Consider the following 16,999-nt stretch of genomic DNA (forward strand, 5'->3'; position numbering starts at 1 on the left):
GCTCCGTGGTTAAACAATCAGTTGCTGTAATTGCTGGCAGGCTTCGTCATAGCCGCTGCGCTCGAAAATGCCCTGTTGCAGATAGGCTTCCATCTGCGGATACAGCGTCATGGCCTTGTCCAGCAGCGGATCGCTGCCTGCGGCGTAGGCACCTACACTGATCAGATCGCGGTTACGCTGGTAGCTGGCCAGCATCTGTTTGAAGTTTCGTACCCGGCGGTAATGCTCTTCATCAATCAACGAGGTCATGGCGCGGCTGATTGAGGCTTCAATATCGATGGCCGGATAGTGGCCTGCCTCCGCCAACCGACGGGAGAGCACCACATGGCCATCGAGAATGGCGCGTGCCGAGTCGGCAATCGGATCTTGCTGGTCATCGCCCTCGGTCAATACCGTATAGAAAGCGGTGATGGAGCCACCGCCGCTGATACCGTTACCGGCACGTTCAACCAGCGCAGGCAGCTTGGCGAACACTGAAGGCGGATAGCCTTTGGTGGCCGGAGGTTCACCGATCGCCAGGGCGATTTCACGCTGTGCCATGGCGTAGCGGGTCAGGGAGTCCATGATCAGCAACACGTGCTGGCCGCGATCGCGGAAATCCTCGGCGATGCGGGTGGCATAGGCGGCTCCCTGCATACGCAGCAGTGGGGAAACGTCTGCCGGTGCGGCGATCACCACCGAGCGGGCGCGTCCCTCGGGGCCGAGGATGTTTTCGATAAAGTCTTTCACTTCGCGGCCACGTTCGCCGATCAGCCCGACAACGATCACATCGGCTTGGGTGTAACGAGCCATCATGCCGAGCAGCACGCTTTTACCGACGCCGGAACCGGCGAATAGCCCCATGCGCTGGCCACGCCCCACGGTGAGCAAGCCGTTAATGGTGCGCACCCCCACGTCGAGTACCTGTTCGATCGGGGTACGTTGCAACGGGTTGAACGGGGCGGTGATCAGCGGTGCGCGATAGCCGGTGTCTGGTGCTGGCAGACCATCGAGCGGTTTGGCACCACCGTCGAGTACCCGTCCAAGCAGCGCCGGGCCAAGCGGTAACTGTTTGCTGGCGCTTTGCCCTTCGGGGGAGACGCGAGCATAGACACGCGCTCCGGGCACGATGCCGTCAACTTCTTCCAGCGGCATCAGGAACAATCGCTGGCCGTTGAATCCGACCACCTCACTTTCGACTTCCTGCACCACACCGCTGTCATGGCGTTCGATCAGGCAGGTTGCCCCTAACGGTAGCTGCAAACCGGTGGCTTCCAGCACCAGCCCGGTAGCGCGGGTCAGGCGACCATAGCGGCGCACCGCGGGCGCACGGGCAATGCGTTTTTCCAGACTGTCCAGCGAGCTCAGCCAGCGGCCGAGACGAACGGTCATCACAGCTCTCCCGGGGCGGCCAGGCGGCACAATTCATGCCAGCGGGTGGCCAGGCTGGCATCCAGATCGCCTTCCTCTGCGCTGACCTTGCAACCACCCGGGTGTAACTGACCGTCGGCCAGTAGCCGCCAACCGTGCAGGCTGAGGGTCATGCCAAGCTGTTGCTCCACCCGTTCATAATCATCCGGGTGAACACGCAACTGAGGTTTGCCGCTGAACATCGGTTCCTGCTGGATCAACTGTTGGATCTGGCCGAGCAGGGCGGTACCGTCGCAGACCGGGGCTTGGCCGATCACCTGTTTGGCCGCCGTCAGGGCCAGTTGCATCAGGCGTGAGGCAATCACGCTGTCGAGCGCGTCCAGCGTGTGCTGGAACTCGGTCACCAACTGCTGCCAATGTTCGGTGATCGGTTGCTGCTGCTGTTGGCCCGCCAGAATGCCTTGCTGGCGGCCCTCCTCCAGCCCGGCCTGAAAACCGGCGTCATAGCCTTTTTGTTGACCTTCGGCGAAGCCTTGTTGCTGTCCTTGCTGCTGGGCTTGCAAACGTAACATCTCCAGCCGTTGCTGCTCGTTGATGTTGTCGTCCTGCGGGATCGTGATCACCTCCGGCGGGATTTCCGGTGCTGGCACCGGTTTTGGCTCCGCCAGATCGTTGAGCGCCCAGGGTTGCCAGGGCAGGGTGTTAAGGCGATCAGACATAAGTGTCCTCGCCACCGCCGATGATCATTTCGCCGGTTTCTGCCAGGCGGCGCACTACCAACAGGATGGCCTTCTGTTCGTTCTCCACCTGCGACATGCGCACTGGACCACGGTTGGCCAGATCGTCGCGCAGGATATCGGCGGCGCGTGCCGACATGTTCTTGAGGAACTTCTCGCGCAGCGGCTGTTCGGCACCTTTCAGCGCGATCAGCAGCGATTCGCTTTCCACGTCCTGCAACAGACGCTGGATGCTGCGATCGTCCACTTCGACCAGGTTTTCGAACAGGAACATCTCGTCGATGATTTTCTGTGCCAGCTCGCCGTCGTATTCGCGCATGGCATCGATAACCGCTTCTTCCTGTTGTGATTTCATCAGGTTGATAATCTCGGCTGCGGTGCGTACGCCCCCCATTTTGCTGCGCTTGAGGTTCTGGCCGTCCAGCAGGTTGTTCAGCACTTCGGTCAGTTCTGCCAAGGCGTCCGGCTGGACACCGCCGAAGGTGGCGATGCGCAGCATCACATCGTTGCGCAGGCGCTCGTCGAACTGCGCCAGGATATCCGCCGCCTGACCGCGTTTGAGGTGCACCAGGATGGTGGCGATGATCTGCGGATGTTCGTCGCGGATCAGATCGGCAGCGCTCTGTGGCTCCATAAAGTTGAGCGTTTCCATACCGGAGGTATCTTCCCGTGATTCGAGAATATCCTCCAGCAGGCTGCTGGCCCGTTCTTCACCCAGGGCTTTCACCAGCACCGAGCGCAGGTAGTCGCTGGCATTGACGCTCAGCGCGGCGTACTGTTCGGCATCGTCTTCAAACTCGGTGAGGACTTCTCCCAGTTGTTTATGCGACACCTGGCGCATGCTGGCCATGGTGCCACTCAACTGCTGCACTTCGCGCGAGGAGAGATGCTTGAAGACTTCGGCGGCGCGATCTTCACCCAGCGTCATCAGCAGGATGGCGCTCTTTTCGGTACCTGTCAGGCTCATAGTTCGTTACTCATCCATTGACGGATCACCAGGGCGACCACGCGTGGATCTTTATCGGCCAGTTCGCGGATCCGCTGGCCCTGGACTTCAGCATTGACGCGCTGCTGTGATTTCTTATGCAGCGCCTGCTCTTCATGACTTGGCTTGCTGACCTCAGCAGGGCGGTTGGCTGGTGCATTAGCTGCGGCAACCACGGCCTGCTGAGCAATCTGACGGCTTTGCAACTGCGGGCGAACCAGCTTGCGCCACAAAATCCAGGCCACCAGCAACACCAGCAAATAGCGGCCTGCGTTGAACAGTTGATCGATAAACGATTGTGACTGCCAGAAAGGCAACTCGCCGCCGGTCTGCTCCACATCGTTGAAGGTCGTGTTGACCACGTTCAGCGTATCGCCACGGCTGCTGGAGTAACCCATCGCTTCACGAACCAGCGCTTCCACCTGGGCCAATTGCTCTTTGCTCATTGGCAGCGGCTTGCCGTCTTTATCGGTACCCAGAGTGTTGAGCACCACGGCAACCGACAGGCGCTCCACCGCCCCGGCTTTGTGCTGGGTATGGCGAATGGTGCGATCCACCTCGTAGTTGGTCGTTTCATCACGGCGACTGTTTTGCGCGACGTTGCTGCTCGCCCCGGTACGCGTGTTGTTATTGGCATTGTTTGCCGTGGCAGGAGTGTTACCCGCCGCCGTCGCTTTTGGCGTTTCGATCGGTGCCGTCGGTGCTGCACTAGGCTGGTTGGAAAGGGCACCTGGTACACCGCCGATCTGTTGTCCGCCGTTCTGTTCGCTCAGGCTGAGCTGTTTGGAACGTATCGCGGATTTATCCGGCTGCTGGTTGGGTTGGTATTGCTCGTCGGTTTGCTCACGGGTGGCAAAATCGATTTGGGCCGTAACCTGAGCGCGCACGTTCGCACTGCCGACAATCGGTGCCAGAATGGCTTCAATACGGCGCTGGTAGCGGTTCTCGACCTCATTGGCGTACTTCAACTGCGCGGCATTGAGATCGCGCCCGGTGCCGTCAGATTGAGTCAGCAGGCGGCCAGCCTGATCGACCACCGTGACGTTGCCCGGCGGTAAACCGGCCACGCTGCTGGATACCATATACACCACGGCATTGATCTGGCCGTCGTCCAGAGTGCGGCCAGGTTGCAACGCCAGCGTTACCGAGGCTGAAGGGTTTTTTTGTTCGCGCACAAACAGTGAAGGTTTGGGCAGAGCCAGATGTACGCGAGCGCTCTGTACTGGCCCAAGGGACTCAATCGTGCGCGACAGTTCGCCTTCCAGCGCCCGCTGGTAGTTGATTTGTTCGCTGAACTGGCTGATACCGAATTTTTCCTGATCCAGCAGTTCAAAGCCGACGGCTCCTCCCTTAGGCAGCCCCTGTTGCGCCAGACGCAGGCGGGTTTCATGCACCTTTTCTGCCGGGATCATCAACGCCGAGCCGTTCTCGGTAAAGCGATAGGGGATGTTCATCTGCGTCAGTTGCGTGACGATAGCGCCGCCGTCGCGATCGTTGAGATTGCTGTACAGCACGCGGTAATCGGGGCTCTTTGCCCATAGCGCCAGCGCAACCACGATAGCGATCGCCGCCGAAGCCGCGATCAGCAGTGGAATTTTAGGGTTGGCACGCAGCCGGTTCCATAGGGCCAGCAGGCCGTTATCACGGCTCTCACCATTCATGCTGGTACCCACTCTGGTGGGTTCGAGGTATGGCTAGCGTTGTTGTGTGATGACAAAACAGACTCCCTGATACACAGTTCTTTACGGCCTGATATACCCTCTGGATTTCAAGCTGAAGCCAGGCGACAAGCTTGAAAGACGACGGGTATAAAAGTGCCCCCATTTTTGGGCATGCCATTATTTGCCCTAAAGGCCAATTTCGATGGCCCGATAAACCGGTGTTTTTGCAGTTAATTAGCCGCTTTAGTCGTAAAACGCTGTGGTAGGGTGTGCTACATCGGAATAATGCAGGCGAATTAATACGCACAATCGACAGGATATTGAGGTCACGATGGCAATTCAGGGTATTGAAGGTGTGGTGCAGCAGTTGCAGGCTACGGCGGTTCAGGCCGGAGCGCTGCGCCAAAACGATCCGGTGCAGGGAGCCAGCTTCGCCAGTGAGCTAAAAGCGGCGCTCGGGAAAATCAGCGACACGCAACAAACTGCCCGCCAACAGGCGCAGGATTTTGAACTGGGTGTACCGGGTATCAGCTTAAATGATGTGATGGTCGATCTGCAGAAGTCTTCGGTTTCATTGCAGTTGGGGGTTCAGGTACGTAATAAACTGGTCGCGGCTTATCAGGATGTGATGAATATGGCAGTTTAGCGATAAGGTAGGGCGGCGAGGGAGTAACGATAAAACGCTCTGTACTAACACCCACCGCCCGGTACCGTTACCGATCGCGTAATCGATTAATAAATCACTGCGATCCGGTGTCTTGTGCGTCGCCGATGTTTTTTCTTGGCGATACCAATCTTTTTACTATCAATAACTTTTGCGTGTTTCTTGAAGGCAAAAATGCACAACATCGTCAGCGACGCCACCAAGTATTCCATCACAACGTCCTCCTTGAAATTGATAAAACAAACTAATCTTTGTAGTTATTGTCCTAAAAGTCAATTGGTGGGGTAAGAATTGGATATATCCTTATAAAACAAAGGAAATGTCTTATATTTTTGGTGGCTAAACTGATGAATGGTGCCTTTGGTATTCGATTAGAGAATGGAAGTTGTTAGCGTTTAGTGGGGATAATTGTTAATCACTTAGACTAACCCTTTTAATGGGATAAATCACGGACCCACTTGAGCTAATGATTAGATTCACGCTAATTTCATCGAATGAAATGATACTACCCACATCAATCATCACTCTTATTGTTTACGACTGCATCAGATGAAAATGTCTTGGTTTTCGAGCCCAACGTCGTGTTTTCAATCCGCCAGCTCGCCAATGAGAAACGGATTGAGTCTCATTACAGCATCAACAACACACAGGGCAGGTGTGACATAAATAAATAGGGGGTATTTTAATTTGCTAATATAAATCTTATTTTTTTTGGCCGAGCATTGGAGTATGCTGAGGCCACTGTAGATTAGAGAGTCTATACATTTATTTGGGCAGGGATGTTATTTTTTACCGACGAAAATAATAGCTATAAGAGTATTTACTCAGGAACGATGATGAGCACGAAAAGTGAAGTGAGATGGCGTTTTTTCAGCATTATCATGTTGGTTGTCTTGGTCGCTCTGACCTATGTATTAGTTAAGCTTAGCTGAAGTACGGGCCACTCTGGGTGGCCTTCGTCACCTCCCCAGCCCGCAATCGTTATTACTCCTCTACCGTATTGAGCAAAGGATAGGAGGGGGGCAGCACGGCAGTGGGTGGCATAATCCGTTGATGCCCACGAATGGCGGTAGGTGCGAAGCCGAAGCGTTTACGAAAGCGTTCGGCAAAACGGGAAGCGCTCTCATAACCCACATATTGCGCAATGGCGGAAATCGGCCAGTCGGTGGCCTGCAGAAGAAACAGCGCACGGCTCATACGTACGTCGATCATCAGGCTGCGCAGGGCAGTGTTTTCTGCCGACAGCTTACGCCGTAGAACTACCTCACTCATCATCAGATTTTCAGCCACTTCGGCGGCGGTCCAGATCCGGTGCGGATCGGTTGCCAGCAAGCGGCGAACCTGCTGAGTCAGATCGTTGGTTTCCTGGCGCGTAAAATGAACCCCAAAATGTGCCAGCCACAACAGTATTTCACACATTTTATGGCGGATCACCGTCTGAGGAAAACGCTCGTGTAGCGTCATTGCCAGCGAGGTAGTTTCAAAACTGTGTAAAAACGGGCAGGGCAGCTTCGTCAGCGTAGTGACGCCGGTGAAAGGAGTTGGCGCATTGGGTAATGTATCAAACAGCAAGGGATCGCAAATCAGCAGCTGGCAACTGAACACTCCGCCGTCTGAAAGGCTGTTAATCACATCGACAGTTAACCCTCCGTCTATAATCAACAGCTCCCCCGCGCGAGCGACCACCTCCCGCTGCTGCCATCGTATACGTGTTTGTCCTTGCTGGATCAAAAACAGATGCGTGTGCTCAAAATAGAGCGCCAGAAATCGTAGTTCAGTGTGCTGAATGAGGTGTGCTGATGCACCGATCCCGGGACAAAGATTAATTAAGCGTTCCATCAATATTCATTTCATCGTTATTATCTACGAATATCTTTACGCTTTGCTGGGTGATGGAGCAACATCTTTTCGTCTGTTGCCGATCACAACTCGGTAATTTACTGGTCAAGAATCAGTTTCCTGTTGAACAGAAAACGTCCGTGTCGGGATAAGTATTATCCATTAAGTCGGCAATAATGCCAGCGGTTTGCATTTTCATGCATTACCTGCCAAACGAATTATTCAAATGACATGCGTTTATATTATGGTGCAACGGGATAATAATAGTGTTTTATCCTCTTAATCACCAAAGACAGACAAACAAACATAAGATTTATCTTGGTTGCGGCTCGCCAAGCAGTAAGGCGCGGTCATGAAATTGACCGTAGGTACTGTTGACCACGCTTTGGCGCGTGGACTGCCCGATCAACACCCTTAATTCATCCATGCGCTGTTGCATCAGACGCTTCAGTTCGGTTTCGTTGTTCAGGATTTGCTGCAATTTGTTGCGTAAAATCCCCTGCAAGGCCGGAGATAACTCGGCGATGGCCACCAGTTTGGCGGTTTTTTCCACCGCCTGGACGTAGATGACTTCCATTTCAATCAGCGCATCCCACTGGGCAGCCTGCGCCAGGGCGATCATTTGCTCACTCAGAGTCTGGATCTGTTGATAGGCCGATAGCAGTTGTTGGTAGTCTTCCATTATACGCCGTCCTGAGCGGGTTGATAATTGGGCCCAATTTGACGCCAGGCGTCCGCAATGTTTTCCAGCAGCCCGCTGACCTCGTCAAGAGCCGCGACATCATTGTGCAGATTGGCCTGCATCAGACGGCGTTTCATATAGTCGTATAAGGCGGCCAGATTATCGGCAATCTCGCCGCCTTGTTCATGGTTGAGGCCATTTTTCAGCCCGTTATCAATGATATTAATCGCCTTCGAGATGGCTAAACCCTTGCCGGCGATATTGCCCTGATTCATCAGGATGCGTGCACGAAGCAGGGCGCTGAGCGCCCCGTCGAATAGCATCACGATCAACTGGTGCGGGCTGGCTCCCATCACGCCACTTTCTACACTCACCTGGGCGTAAGCCTGGGTGCCGCTGCGGTTGTACATGCTATTGTTACCTGGTTATCGCGTTTATTTAGACGCGAACTGTTGGGTTAAGTAATTACTGGTACCATTCAGTTTCGACATCATGGTATCCAACTGAACAAATTGCTGTTTGTAACGATCGATGGCGCTTTGAATGCTTTCGGTCACGCGGGTGATCTGGGTATTCAAACGATCGAGGTTGGTATTGATACTCTTGGTCGAGTTTTCGATAACTCCACCGGCCTTGATATAGTTTTGGATCTCATTGTGGATTTCCGTTGCCATACCGGTCTCTTTACCATCACCGGCAAAGAATTTGGCTACCTGGTCCGGCTTTTCGTCCAGCGCCTTTTTCAACTTGTCGCTGTCCAATTCCAACTTGCCGGTTTTGGTATTGGTGGTAATGCCGAGGTTACCCAGGCCTTTCAGGTCAGGGTTATCCTGAGCGGCGCTTAGCGCACTCTTGATAGAAGACTGGACGCCGCGCAGCGTGTTATCACCCAGCAATGCGCCATTCTTGGCGTTTTGCGCTTCACCCGACTTGACCGGGGTGTATTTGGTCAGGGAGTTGAAGGTATCCAGCAGCGAGTTGTAGCTATCAACCCAGGCCTTGACCTTGTCTGCCGACCCGCCTTTATCGGCGGTAACCACCAGGTTCTGCGGTTCACCCGGTTTGGTGGTGGTTTTCAGATCCAGCGTGACCCCTTGCAGGGCATCGGCGATGGAGTTGGTGCTGCGTTTGATGCTGGTGCCGTTAATGGTCACCTCAGCATCCTGGCCTTTGACCGTTTCCTTCATGCCGTTGCTGGTACTGGCGGCGTCGTAATTTAACATCGCCCCCAGCTTGTCATCATTATTGACCTGTACCTTGACCGTATTACTTTCACCGGTGGTGGAGGAACTGATGGCCAACTTATATTCGTTATCGCCCACGCGCATGATGGTGGCATTTACCCCAGCCTTGGCGCCGTTAATGGCATCGCGCATTTCCAGCAACGAGGTTTGATCGTCGCCAAGCGGGATTTTGACTTCTTTGGGCGGGTTGCCGGCGGTGATGGAGATCGAACGATCGCTGGCACCGCTGGTTCCCAGTTGCTCTGCCTGATCCTTGATATCCGCCGTCGTCGTCAGGGTTTGCGGCTGCGCCAGGTGTAGCACCTCAATGCTGTAGTTACCCGGGACCGACTTGGCCGTGGTGGTGACGCCAAACTGATCGTGTGTGCTGGTGGTGGTGTTGTTAAAAAACTCCGGTTTGGCGAGCTCTTTGCTGAGGTTATCGAACTTTTCCAGAGAGCTTTTCAACGTGCCGTAGGCGGTCAGCTTGGCGTTATAGCTGGTTTGCTGAGTGGTGTAAGGTGTCAGGCGCTGTTGCTCCGCCGCGCTCAGCTTATCCAGCAATCCGTTAAGATCCAGCCCTGAGCCGATGCCTAATGAACTAATCGATGCCATTCGTCATTCTCCTATGATCAAAAACTTGATACCCGTCGTCTTGCCAGTTGCTTGAGCATCGGAGAATGAAGCCCTGCCGCTAACTGGAAGCCATCGGGTATGTACGTTCTTTGCGTTATCGGCTCAGTATCAGAAAAGTTTACGGATAAATAGAAAAAACGATGGCGCAGTAGAAGAGGGAAAAACAGCGTTATTCGCGCCATTGACGAAAAATGAAAAAAACGGAAAAAAAATCTAAAGGTTGCAGGGGGAGCGCCGATACCTGATGAGACGGTGGTTGACGCCGTGGGCCAACAAGGTCCGAACCCTTTAATTGTGAATGCGAACGTCGCAACTGATTCGTAAGGAAAGCAAATTATGGCACAAGTAATTAATACCAACAGCCTGTCGCTGATGGCGCAGAACAACCTAAACAAATCTCAGTCTTCTCTGGGTACCGCAATCGAGCGTCTGTCTTCTGGTCTGCGTATCAACAGCGCGAAGGATGATGCTGCGGGTCAGGCGATCTCCAACCGTTTCACCGCTAACATCAAGGGCCTGACTCAGGCTTCTCGTAACGCCAACGACGGTATCTCTCTGGCGCAGACCACTGAAGGCGCACTGAACGAAGTTAACGACAACTTGCAGAACATCCGTCGTCTGACCGTGCAGTCTCAGAACGGTTCTAACTCTTCTAGCGACCTGCAGTCAATCCAGGACGAAATCACCCAGCGTCTGAACGAAATCAACCGTATCTCTGAACAAACTGATTTCAACGGCGTGAAAGTGCTGAGCGGTGACCAGAAGCTGACTATTCAGGTTGGTGCTAACGATGGAGAAACCATCGATATCGATCTGAAAAATATCAATGCCACCACTTTGGGCCTGGATAAATTCAGTGTTGCTGATGGTGTTGATGTTGCTAAAGTTGGAGCGACTCCAACCACAGTAGCAACGGGTAAAACCTTGGCTATCGATAGCGATGGCAAGCAAGCTGGTGGTGCTGCTCCAGCCAGTTACAAAACAGATGATGCAACTGGCGATCTGTATGCTATTGGCGCTGATGGTAAGTCTTATAAAGCCACCATTGATAATGCTACAGGTAAAGTGGGCACTATCGCCGGTACAGAAACAGATACCACAGCAATGACTCTGTCTTCGGCCACGACAATTAAACAAGAAGTAGCTCCAACAGGTGCAGATGCCGCTAATCTGAAATCTTATGATAGTGGTAAGTCATATGTCATTCAAGAAGGCACCGGTACTGACGCCAAGTACTTCAAAGCTACAGTAGATGGCGACGGTAAAGTTAGTAAAGGCGCGGAAATGAGCACCGATCCTAAAACCACCGACCCACTGGCAGTACTGGACAAAGCGCTGTCACAAGTAGATGGCCTGCGTTCTTCCCTGGGTGCGGTACAGAACCGTTTCGATTCTGTTATCAACAACCTGAACAGCACCGTGAACAACCTGTCTGCTTCCCAGTCTCGTATTCAAGATGCTGACTACGCGACCGAAGTGTCCAACATGAGCCGTGCCAACATCCTGCAACAGGCTGGCACCTCTGTATTGGCCCAGGCTAACCAGTCTACCCAGAACGTACTGACTCTGCTGCGTTAATCGACTCTCTCCGATTAGCCTGTTATCCAAACCCTGCTTCGGCAGGGTTTTTTGTCTTCGGGTGCCATCAGGGTATTTACATGGCACAAATAAAGCCCGTTTTGTACGGCTGTTCAGACGATTGGTATTTCGCCTGCTGCGGATAATAGCGGTGACTCCGTTATCCGCAGGTTAGACATAGTGAGCGATCTGTATACCGCCGAAGGCGTCATGGACAAAAATTCTCTCTGGTTGCGCTACGTTCCGCTAGTGCGCCACGAGGCGTTACGCCTGCAGGTTAGGCTGCCCGCCAGCGTGGAGCTGGACGATCTGCTGCAAGCCGGGGGAATAGGGCTGCTAAACGCCGTTGAGCGTTACGATGCCCTGCAAGGAACGGCCTTCACGACCTATGCCGTACAGCGTATTCGCGGGGCGATGCTCGACGAGTTGCGTAGCCGGGACTGGGTACCGCGCAGCGTACGGCGCAACGCCCGGGAGGTGGCGCGTATGATGCAGCAACTGGAACAGCGGCTTGGCCGCGCGGCCAGCGAAGTGGAGGTGGCTCAGGGGTTGGATGTCTCGCTGGACGAGTATCGGCAGATCCTGCTGGACACCAATAATAGCCAGCTATTTTCCTACGACGAATGGCAGGAAGAGCATGGCGACAGCGCCGAACCGGTGCTGGAAGGTCATGAAGCCGCCAATCCGCTGCATCAACTGCTGGAAGGCAATCTGCGTCAGCGGGTGATTGACGCCATCGAGGCGCTGCCGGAACGTGAAAAGCTGGTACTGACGTTGTATTACCAGGAAGAACTGAATCTGAAGGAAATTGGCGCAGTGCTCGATGTCGGTGAATCACGAGTCAGCCAGTTGCACAGCCAGGCGATTAAACGCCTGCGGGCACGGTTGGCCCAGGACACCTGAACCCTAAAGCCTGCCCTCAAAACCCACCTGATTACTGCCGCAATAAATGGACTGCAAATATGCCAGGAAAACAGTTGAAGAAACGGCCACTCAGCCGCTACCTGAAAGATTATAAACACAGCCAAACCCATTGTTCCCAGTGCGAGAAGGTGCTCGACCGTATGGCGCTGGTGTTTCGTGGCAAGATCATCAATAAGGAAGCCATCGCCAAGATGGATCAGCCGATTGACGATCTGGTCTGGCAAAATGTGCAAAGCGAGTTGACCGCACTTTGCCGGTTTTGTAGTGAAATTTCCTGTAACAGTCACCCCAGCTACTTCGATATCATGGCGTTTAAACAGTATCTGTTTGAACAGACCGAGATGAACCACAGCACCATCCGCGAATATGTCGTGCGTCTGCGGCGATTGGATGAAATGCTGGTGGCTCACAACTATCCTACCGACCAGTTTGCCAGCGCGTTCAACCATCAGCGTATTATCGACGATCTGCCCCCGGCGGCGAACGATAATTACCGCATCGCACTGCGTAAATATGACCAGTATTTAGCCTGGCAAAAAAGCTATTGATATACCCGTCGTCTTTCAAGCTGCAGCGTTGTTACCTGCACATAGCTATTCGGCCCATCCGTGGGCCTCACCCCTTACGGGGCCGCTGTGTACAGCGTTCAAATCTGTTCCCGACAGATTTGTCACCCCAGTCACTTACTAAAAGTAAGCTCCTGGGGATGAGATAGCTTGGCGCCTAGCTGTGCTGTACAAGGATGTACGAATGCCGCGAGCGCATGGATGCACAAGAGCGGCCAACTTGAAATCCATAGGGTATAACCGCAGTCAACGTCAGAATATTGTTGAATTTGAAGAGTTTCACCCTACGTTCCACTTCCTTCCCCACGAATAAAGGATGATTATTCAGAGCACATCTGATAAATCTATCGTTCTGACGTCGTTATTTTCCCTGGGGGGAAGTTGTGGATCTGCAACAGCAACTGGCGCAATTTCCGCGCCTGGATTTGGTTGGCTCTGTCACGCCGCTCGAAAAGTTATCCCGCCTTTCTGATTACCTTGGCCGCGAAATTTACATCAAACGTGACGATGTCACGCCGATGGCAATGGGTGGTAACAAGCTGAGAAAACTAGAGTTTTTAGCCGCCGATGCGGTGCGCCAAGGGGCCGATACCCTGGTTACCGCCGGTGCCATTCAATCCAACCACGTTCGCCAGACTGCCGCCGTGGCGGCCAAGCTTGGCCTGCAATGCGTGGCGCTGCTGGAAAACCCTATTGATACCAAAGCGGAAAACTACCTCACTAACGGTAACCGCCTGCTGCTCGACTTGTTCAATGTTGAAGTGGTGATGTGCGATGCCTTGCACGATCCGCAGCTACAGCTGGCCGATCTCGCCACACGTTTGGAAGCCCAGGGTTTCCGTCCTTATGTGATCCCCGTAGGCGGTTCCAACGCGCTAGGTTCATTGGGCTACGTGCAGTGCGCACTGGAAATTTCCGCGCAAAGCCGTGATGTGACCTTCAGTTCGATCGTGGTGGCTTCCGGTAGCGCCGGAACGCATGCCGGTCTGGCGGTGGGGCTACAGCAACTGTTGCCGCAGAGCGAACTGATTGGCGTGACCGTTTCCCGCAAGGTGATCGATCAGTTACCGAAGGTAGAACAGTTGCAAAAGGCGGTCGCCAGTTCGCTGCATATTGATGCATTGGCACCAATCACCCTGTGGGATGATTATTATGCGCCGCAGTACGGTATGCCGAATGACGAAGGTATGGCGGCGGTAAAACTGCTGGCGCAGCAGGAAGGTGTGCTGCTGGACCCGGTCTATACTGGTAAGGCGATGGCGGGGTTGATTGATGGTATCAGCCAGAAACGTTTTCGCGATGAAGGCCCGATCCTGTTTGTGCATACCGGTGGGGCACCGGCGCTGTTCGCCTATCACCCGCAGGTATAATGCTGGGCAAGGCTGTTATTCCATTTAGAACTATATTTATTGGTTTATATTCCTTTATGAAATAATCATGGCTGTTAAAGTCATGATATCAAAAAGATAAACAACAGATGGGGTGTCTATGGTCTTTTCAAAATTTCGTCGTCAACTGCTGCTGGGTGTGATGGCCGTTGCGCTGACAACCGGGTTGAACGTGAAAACCTATGCGGCCGACAACCTGCTCGATCAGGTCAAGCAGCGTGGCACGCTGATCGTTGGGCTGGAGGGCACCTACCCGCCGTTCAGCTTCCAGGGTGAGGACGGCAAACTGACCGGCTTTGAGGTGGATTTTGCTAATGCACTTGCCGAACATCTCGGGGTAAAGGCCAAGCTCAATCCCACCAAATGGGATGGCATGCTGGCCTCGTTGGAGTCCAAGCGTATCGACGTGGTGATCAACCAGGTCACCATCTCCGACGAGCGCAAGAAAAAGTACGACTTCTCAACCCCGTACACCGTGTCCGGTATCCAGGCACTGGTGAAGAAGGGCAATGAGGGCATTATCAGCAAGGCCGACGATCTGAAGGGCAAAAAGGTCGGCGTCGGTCTGGGCACCAACTACGAACAGTGGCTGCGTGACAACGTGCAGGGTGTTGATGTGCGTACCTATGATGATGACCCAACCAAGTATCAGGATCTGCGCGTAGGCCGTATCGATGCCATTTTGGTCGATCGTCTGGCGGCGTTGGATCTGGTGAAGAAAACCGGTGATACGCTGGCCGTCGCTGGCCCGGCATTCTCTCGTCAGGAGTCTGGCGTAGCGGTGCGTAAAAACAATCCGGAACTGCTGGCCGCTATCGACCAGGCCATTGCCCAAATGCAGCAAGACGGTACGTTGGCGAAGATCTCTGAGAAATGGTTTGGCGCGGACGTAACTAAATAATGCAAGAGAGTATTCAACTGGCGCTGGATTCAGCGCCATTTTTATTACGGGGTGCGCTGTTGACCCTCCAGCTCAGTCTGGGGGGCATGGCGCTCGGATTGATCCTTGGGTTTGTGTTGGCGCTGATGCGCCTTTCGCCGTTATGGCCGATTGCCTGGTTGTCACGCATTTACGTATCCCTGTTTCGTGGTACGCCGCTGATCGCCCAGCTGTTTATGATTTATTACGGCTTACCGCAGTTTGGCATCGAGTTGGATCCATTCCCGGCGGCGCTGATTGGCCTGTCGTTAAATACCGCTGCTTACACGTCTGAAACGCTGCGTGCGGCTATCTCCTCGATCGACAAAGGGCAATGGGAAGCGGCGGCCAGTATCGGCATGACGCCTTGGCAGACCCTGCGCCGGGTGATCCTGCCGCAGGCGGCTCGTACCGCATTGCCTCCGCTGGGCAACAGCTTTATCGGTCTGGTCAAGGATACCTCGCTGGCAGCAACCATTCAGGTACCGGAACTGTTCCGGCAGGCGCAACTGATCACCTCACGGACGTTGGAAGTGTTCGCTATGTATCTGGCGGCATCGCTGATCTACTGGGTGATGGCCACCTTGCTTTCCGCGTTGCAAAACCGCCTGGAAGCGCACGTTAACCGTCAGGATCAGGAGTAACCGATGAGCGCCATCGAAGTCAGACAGTTGGTCAAAAAGTTCAAAGGGCAGACCGTGTTACACGGCATCGATCTTGAGGTGAATGCCGGTGAAGTGGTGGCGATTATCGGGCCTAGCGGTTCCGGTAAAACCACCTTGCTGCGCAGCATCAATCTGCTGGAGGTGCCGGACTCTGGCACCATCCGCGTCGGTGAGATCCTGATCGACAGCGCTCGCCCGCTGAGCAAACAGAAAAACCAGGTACGTGCCCTGCGCCAGCAGGTGGGCTTTGTGTTTCAGAGCTTTAACCTGTTTCCCCACCGTTCGGTGCTGGAAAACATCATTGAAGGGCCGGTGATCGTCAAAGGGGAGGACAAGGCCAGCGCCGAAAAGCTTGCCCGTGTCTTACTGGCAAAAGTGGGGCTCAGCGGCAAAGAGCAGGCATATCCGAAACGCTTGTCCGGCGGCCAGCAGCAGCGCGTAGCCATTGCCAGAGCGTTAGCGATGCAGCCTGAAGTCATCCTGTTCGATGAACCCACCTCGGCGCTCGATCCGGAGCTGGTTGGTGAGGTGCTCAGCACCATTCGCGCCTTGGCAGAAGAAAAACGCACCATGGTGATTGTTACGCACGAGATGAGTTTTGCCCGTGACGTGGCCGATCGCGCCATTTTTATGGATCATGGCCGCATAGTTGAGCAGGGGCCCGCGAAGGAATTGTTCGCCAACCCACAGCATCAGCGTACCAAGCAGTTTCTGGATAAGTTTCTTAATCAGTGATGTTGCCAGGGGGCTATGCCCCCTGAGCTTAACCCGCCTTTAGTAACTCATTGCGTGCTGCGGCGGCGAGAAACGCGCTGCGGCTACCATAGCCAGGATGTTGTTGCACCAGTGAATCAATACGGTTCAGCAGCCTGTGGGGCAACGTGATATTGATACGTTCTGCCCGGCCATCAAACTTGTCCATATTGATATCTACCAGCAGCCACTGTCCACCGTTGAGGGCGTCGTTTCCCTGCGCCAAATGGAATGACACCGCCTGTGGACGCGGAATGGCCTGATTGTCTTCGCTTAATAATTCAAAATGCGCATCCAGGGCGCTTTTGGCATCCTGGAAGGTTTGGTCGAGGCTGTCTCCGGCAAAGTAGCAGCCAGGTACATCGGGAAAGAAGCCGCTGGCGCTACCATCGGCATCGGAATGAATATAAGCGGCATAAAACATAGCGT

18 protein-coding genes are annotated in these 16,999 nt (G+C 54.1%); 8 read left to right on the plus strand and 10 right to left on the minus strand.

All coding sequences use genetic code 11. The features are described from left to right. Nucleotides 1-9: 9 nt before the first annotated feature. Genes fliI through fliF form a run of 4 tightly spaced genes read right to left on the minus strand, consistent with a single transcriptional unit; the run spans nucleotide 10 to nucleotide 4,733 of the window. Nucleotides 10-1,371, minus strand: a complete 1,362-nt coding sequence (gene fliI, locus ACRDCA_RS16910; RefSeq protein ID WP_438690577.1) for a flagellar protein export ATPase FliI — start codon at nucleotides 1,369-1,371, stop codon at nucleotides 10-12. Then, complete coding sequence (fliH, locus tag ACRDCA_RS16915) at nucleotides 1,371-2,069, minus strand: flagellar assembly protein FliH (protein WP_438690578.1); 699 nt, start codon at nucleotides 2,067-2,069, stop codon at nucleotides 1,371-1,373. The genes fliI and fliH overlap by 1 nt, the downstream gene beginning before the upstream one ends. Further along, nucleotides 2,062-3,054, minus strand: coding sequence for a flagellar motor switch protein FliG (fliG, locus tag ACRDCA_RS16920; protein WP_438690579.1), 993 nt, complete (start codon nucleotides 3,052-3,054; stop codon nucleotides 2,062-2,064). Before fliG ends, fliH begins: the two co-directional genes overlap by 8 nt. Further along, nucleotides 3,051-4,733: a flagellar basal-body MS-ring/collar protein FliF gene (fliF, locus tag ACRDCA_RS16925; protein ID WP_438690580.1), complete on the minus strand. Its 1,683-nt coding sequence runs from the start codon at nucleotides 4,731-4,733 to the stop codon at nucleotides 3,051-3,053. Before fliF ends, fliG begins: the two co-directional genes overlap by 4 nt. Before the next feature lie 331 nt (nucleotides 4,734-5,064). Here fliF and fliE point away from each other — a divergent pair, with 331 nt between their 5' ends. Then, a complete protein-coding gene (gene fliE, locus ACRDCA_RS16930; RefSeq protein WP_438690581.1) occupies nucleotides 5,065-5,379 on the plus strand; it encodes a flagellar hook-basal body complex protein FliE in 315 nt (104 codons plus the stop codon). 86 nt (nucleotides 5,380-5,465) lie between these two features. Here fliE and ACRDCA_RS16935 read toward each other — a convergent pair whose 3' ends face one another. The 5 genes from ACRDCA_RS16935 to fliD form a co-directional block, all read right to left on the minus strand. Further along, a complete protein-coding gene (locus ACRDCA_RS16935; protein WP_438690582.1) occupies nucleotides 5,466-5,609 on the minus strand; it encodes a hypothetical protein in 144 nt (47 codons plus the stop codon). A 772-nt stretch (nucleotides 5,610-6,381) separates the two neighbouring features. Then, nucleotides 6,382-7,236: a helix-turn-helix transcriptional regulator gene (locus ACRDCA_RS16940; RefSeq protein WP_438690583.1), complete on the minus strand. Its 855-nt coding sequence runs from the start codon at nucleotides 7,234-7,236 to the stop codon at nucleotides 6,382-6,384. Nucleotides 7,237-7,549: 313 nt separating this feature from the next. Further along, nucleotides 7,550-7,918 (minus strand): flagella biosynthesis regulatory protein FliT, encoded by a 369-nt coding sequence (fliT, locus tag ACRDCA_RS16945; protein ID WP_438690584.1) that lies wholly within the window; start codon nucleotides 7,916-7,918, stop codon nucleotides 7,550-7,552. Further along, nucleotides 7,918-8,328 (minus strand): flagellar export chaperone FliS, encoded by a 411-nt coding sequence (fliS, locus tag ACRDCA_RS16950; protein WP_248944512.1) that lies wholly within the window; start codon nucleotides 8,326-8,328, stop codon nucleotides 7,918-7,920. The genes fliT and fliS overlap by 1 nt, the downstream gene beginning before the upstream one ends. A 24-nt stretch (nucleotides 8,329-8,352) precedes the next feature. Beyond that, nucleotides 8,353-9,756, minus strand: a complete 1,404-nt coding sequence (gene fliD, locus ACRDCA_RS16955) for a flagellar filament capping protein FliD (protein WP_438690585.1) — start codon at nucleotides 9,754-9,756, stop codon at nucleotides 8,353-8,355. Nucleotides 9,757-10,113: 357 nt separating this feature from the next. Here fliD and ACRDCA_RS16960 point away from each other — a divergent pair, with 357 nt between their 5' ends. From ACRDCA_RS16960 to tcyN, 7 genes are all read left to right on the plus strand, one after another. Further along, on the plus strand, nucleotides 10,114-11,355 hold the full coding sequence (locus tag ACRDCA_RS16960) for a FliC/FljB family flagellin (protein WP_438690586.1): 1,242 nt from the start codon (nucleotides 10,114-10,116) through the stop codon (nucleotides 11,353-11,355). Nucleotides 11,356-11,535: 180 nt separating this feature from the next. After that, the gene (locus tag ACRDCA_RS16965; RefSeq protein ID WP_438690587.1) at nucleotides 11,536-12,258 is read left to right on the plus strand and encodes an RNA polymerase sigma factor FliA; all 723 of its coding nucleotides are present in this window, start codon (nucleotides 11,536-11,538) and stop codon (nucleotides 12,256-12,258) included. 59 nt (nucleotides 12,259-12,317) lie between these two features. Next, nucleotides 12,318-12,827, plus strand: a complete 510-nt coding sequence (gene fliZ, locus ACRDCA_RS16970; protein WP_438690588.1) for a flagella biosynthesis regulatory protein FliZ — start codon at nucleotides 12,318-12,320, stop codon at nucleotides 12,825-12,827. Nucleotides 12,828-13,228: 401 nt separating this feature from the next. Beyond that, nucleotides 13,229-14,215: a D-cysteine desulfhydrase gene (locus ACRDCA_RS16975; protein WP_438690589.1), complete on the plus strand. Its 987-nt coding sequence runs from the start codon at nucleotides 13,229-13,231 to the stop codon at nucleotides 14,213-14,215. Nucleotides 14,216-14,333: 118 nt separating this feature from the next. Continuing rightward, nucleotides 14,334-15,134, plus strand: a complete 801-nt coding sequence (gene tcyJ, locus ACRDCA_RS16980; RefSeq protein WP_438690590.1) for a cystine ABC transporter substrate-binding protein — start codon at nucleotides 14,334-14,336, stop codon at nucleotides 15,132-15,134. Further along, complete coding sequence (gene tcyL / locus ACRDCA_RS16985) at nucleotides 15,134-15,796, plus strand: cystine ABC transporter permease (RefSeq protein ID WP_438690591.1); 663 nt, start codon at nucleotides 15,134-15,136, stop codon at nucleotides 15,794-15,796. The genes tcyJ and tcyL overlap by 1 nt, the downstream gene beginning before the upstream one ends. 3 nt (nucleotides 15,797-15,799) lie before the next feature. Continuing rightward, nucleotides 15,800-16,552, plus strand: a complete 753-nt coding sequence (gene tcyN / locus ACRDCA_RS16990; RefSeq protein ID WP_438690592.1) for an L-cystine ABC transporter ATP-binding protein TcyN — start codon at nucleotides 15,800-15,802, stop codon at nucleotides 16,550-16,552. 28 nt (nucleotides 16,553-16,580) lie between these two features. On the opposite strand, the gene ACRDCA_RS16995 is transcribed toward tcyN, so the two are convergent. Continuing rightward, the gene (locus tag ACRDCA_RS16995) at nucleotides 16,581-16,994 is read right to left on the minus strand and encodes a type II toxin-antitoxin system HicB family antitoxin (RefSeq protein ID WP_438690593.1); all 414 of its coding nucleotides are present in this window, start codon (nucleotides 16,992-16,994) and stop codon (nucleotides 16,581-16,583) included. Nucleotides 16,995-16,999 lie beyond the last annotated feature (5 nt).

Origin of the sequence: Serratia sp. (in: enterobacteria), from assembly GCF_051654945.1 — a bacterium.
GTDB lineage: Bacteria > Pseudomonadota > Gammaproteobacteria > Enterobacterales > Enterobacteriaceae > Chania.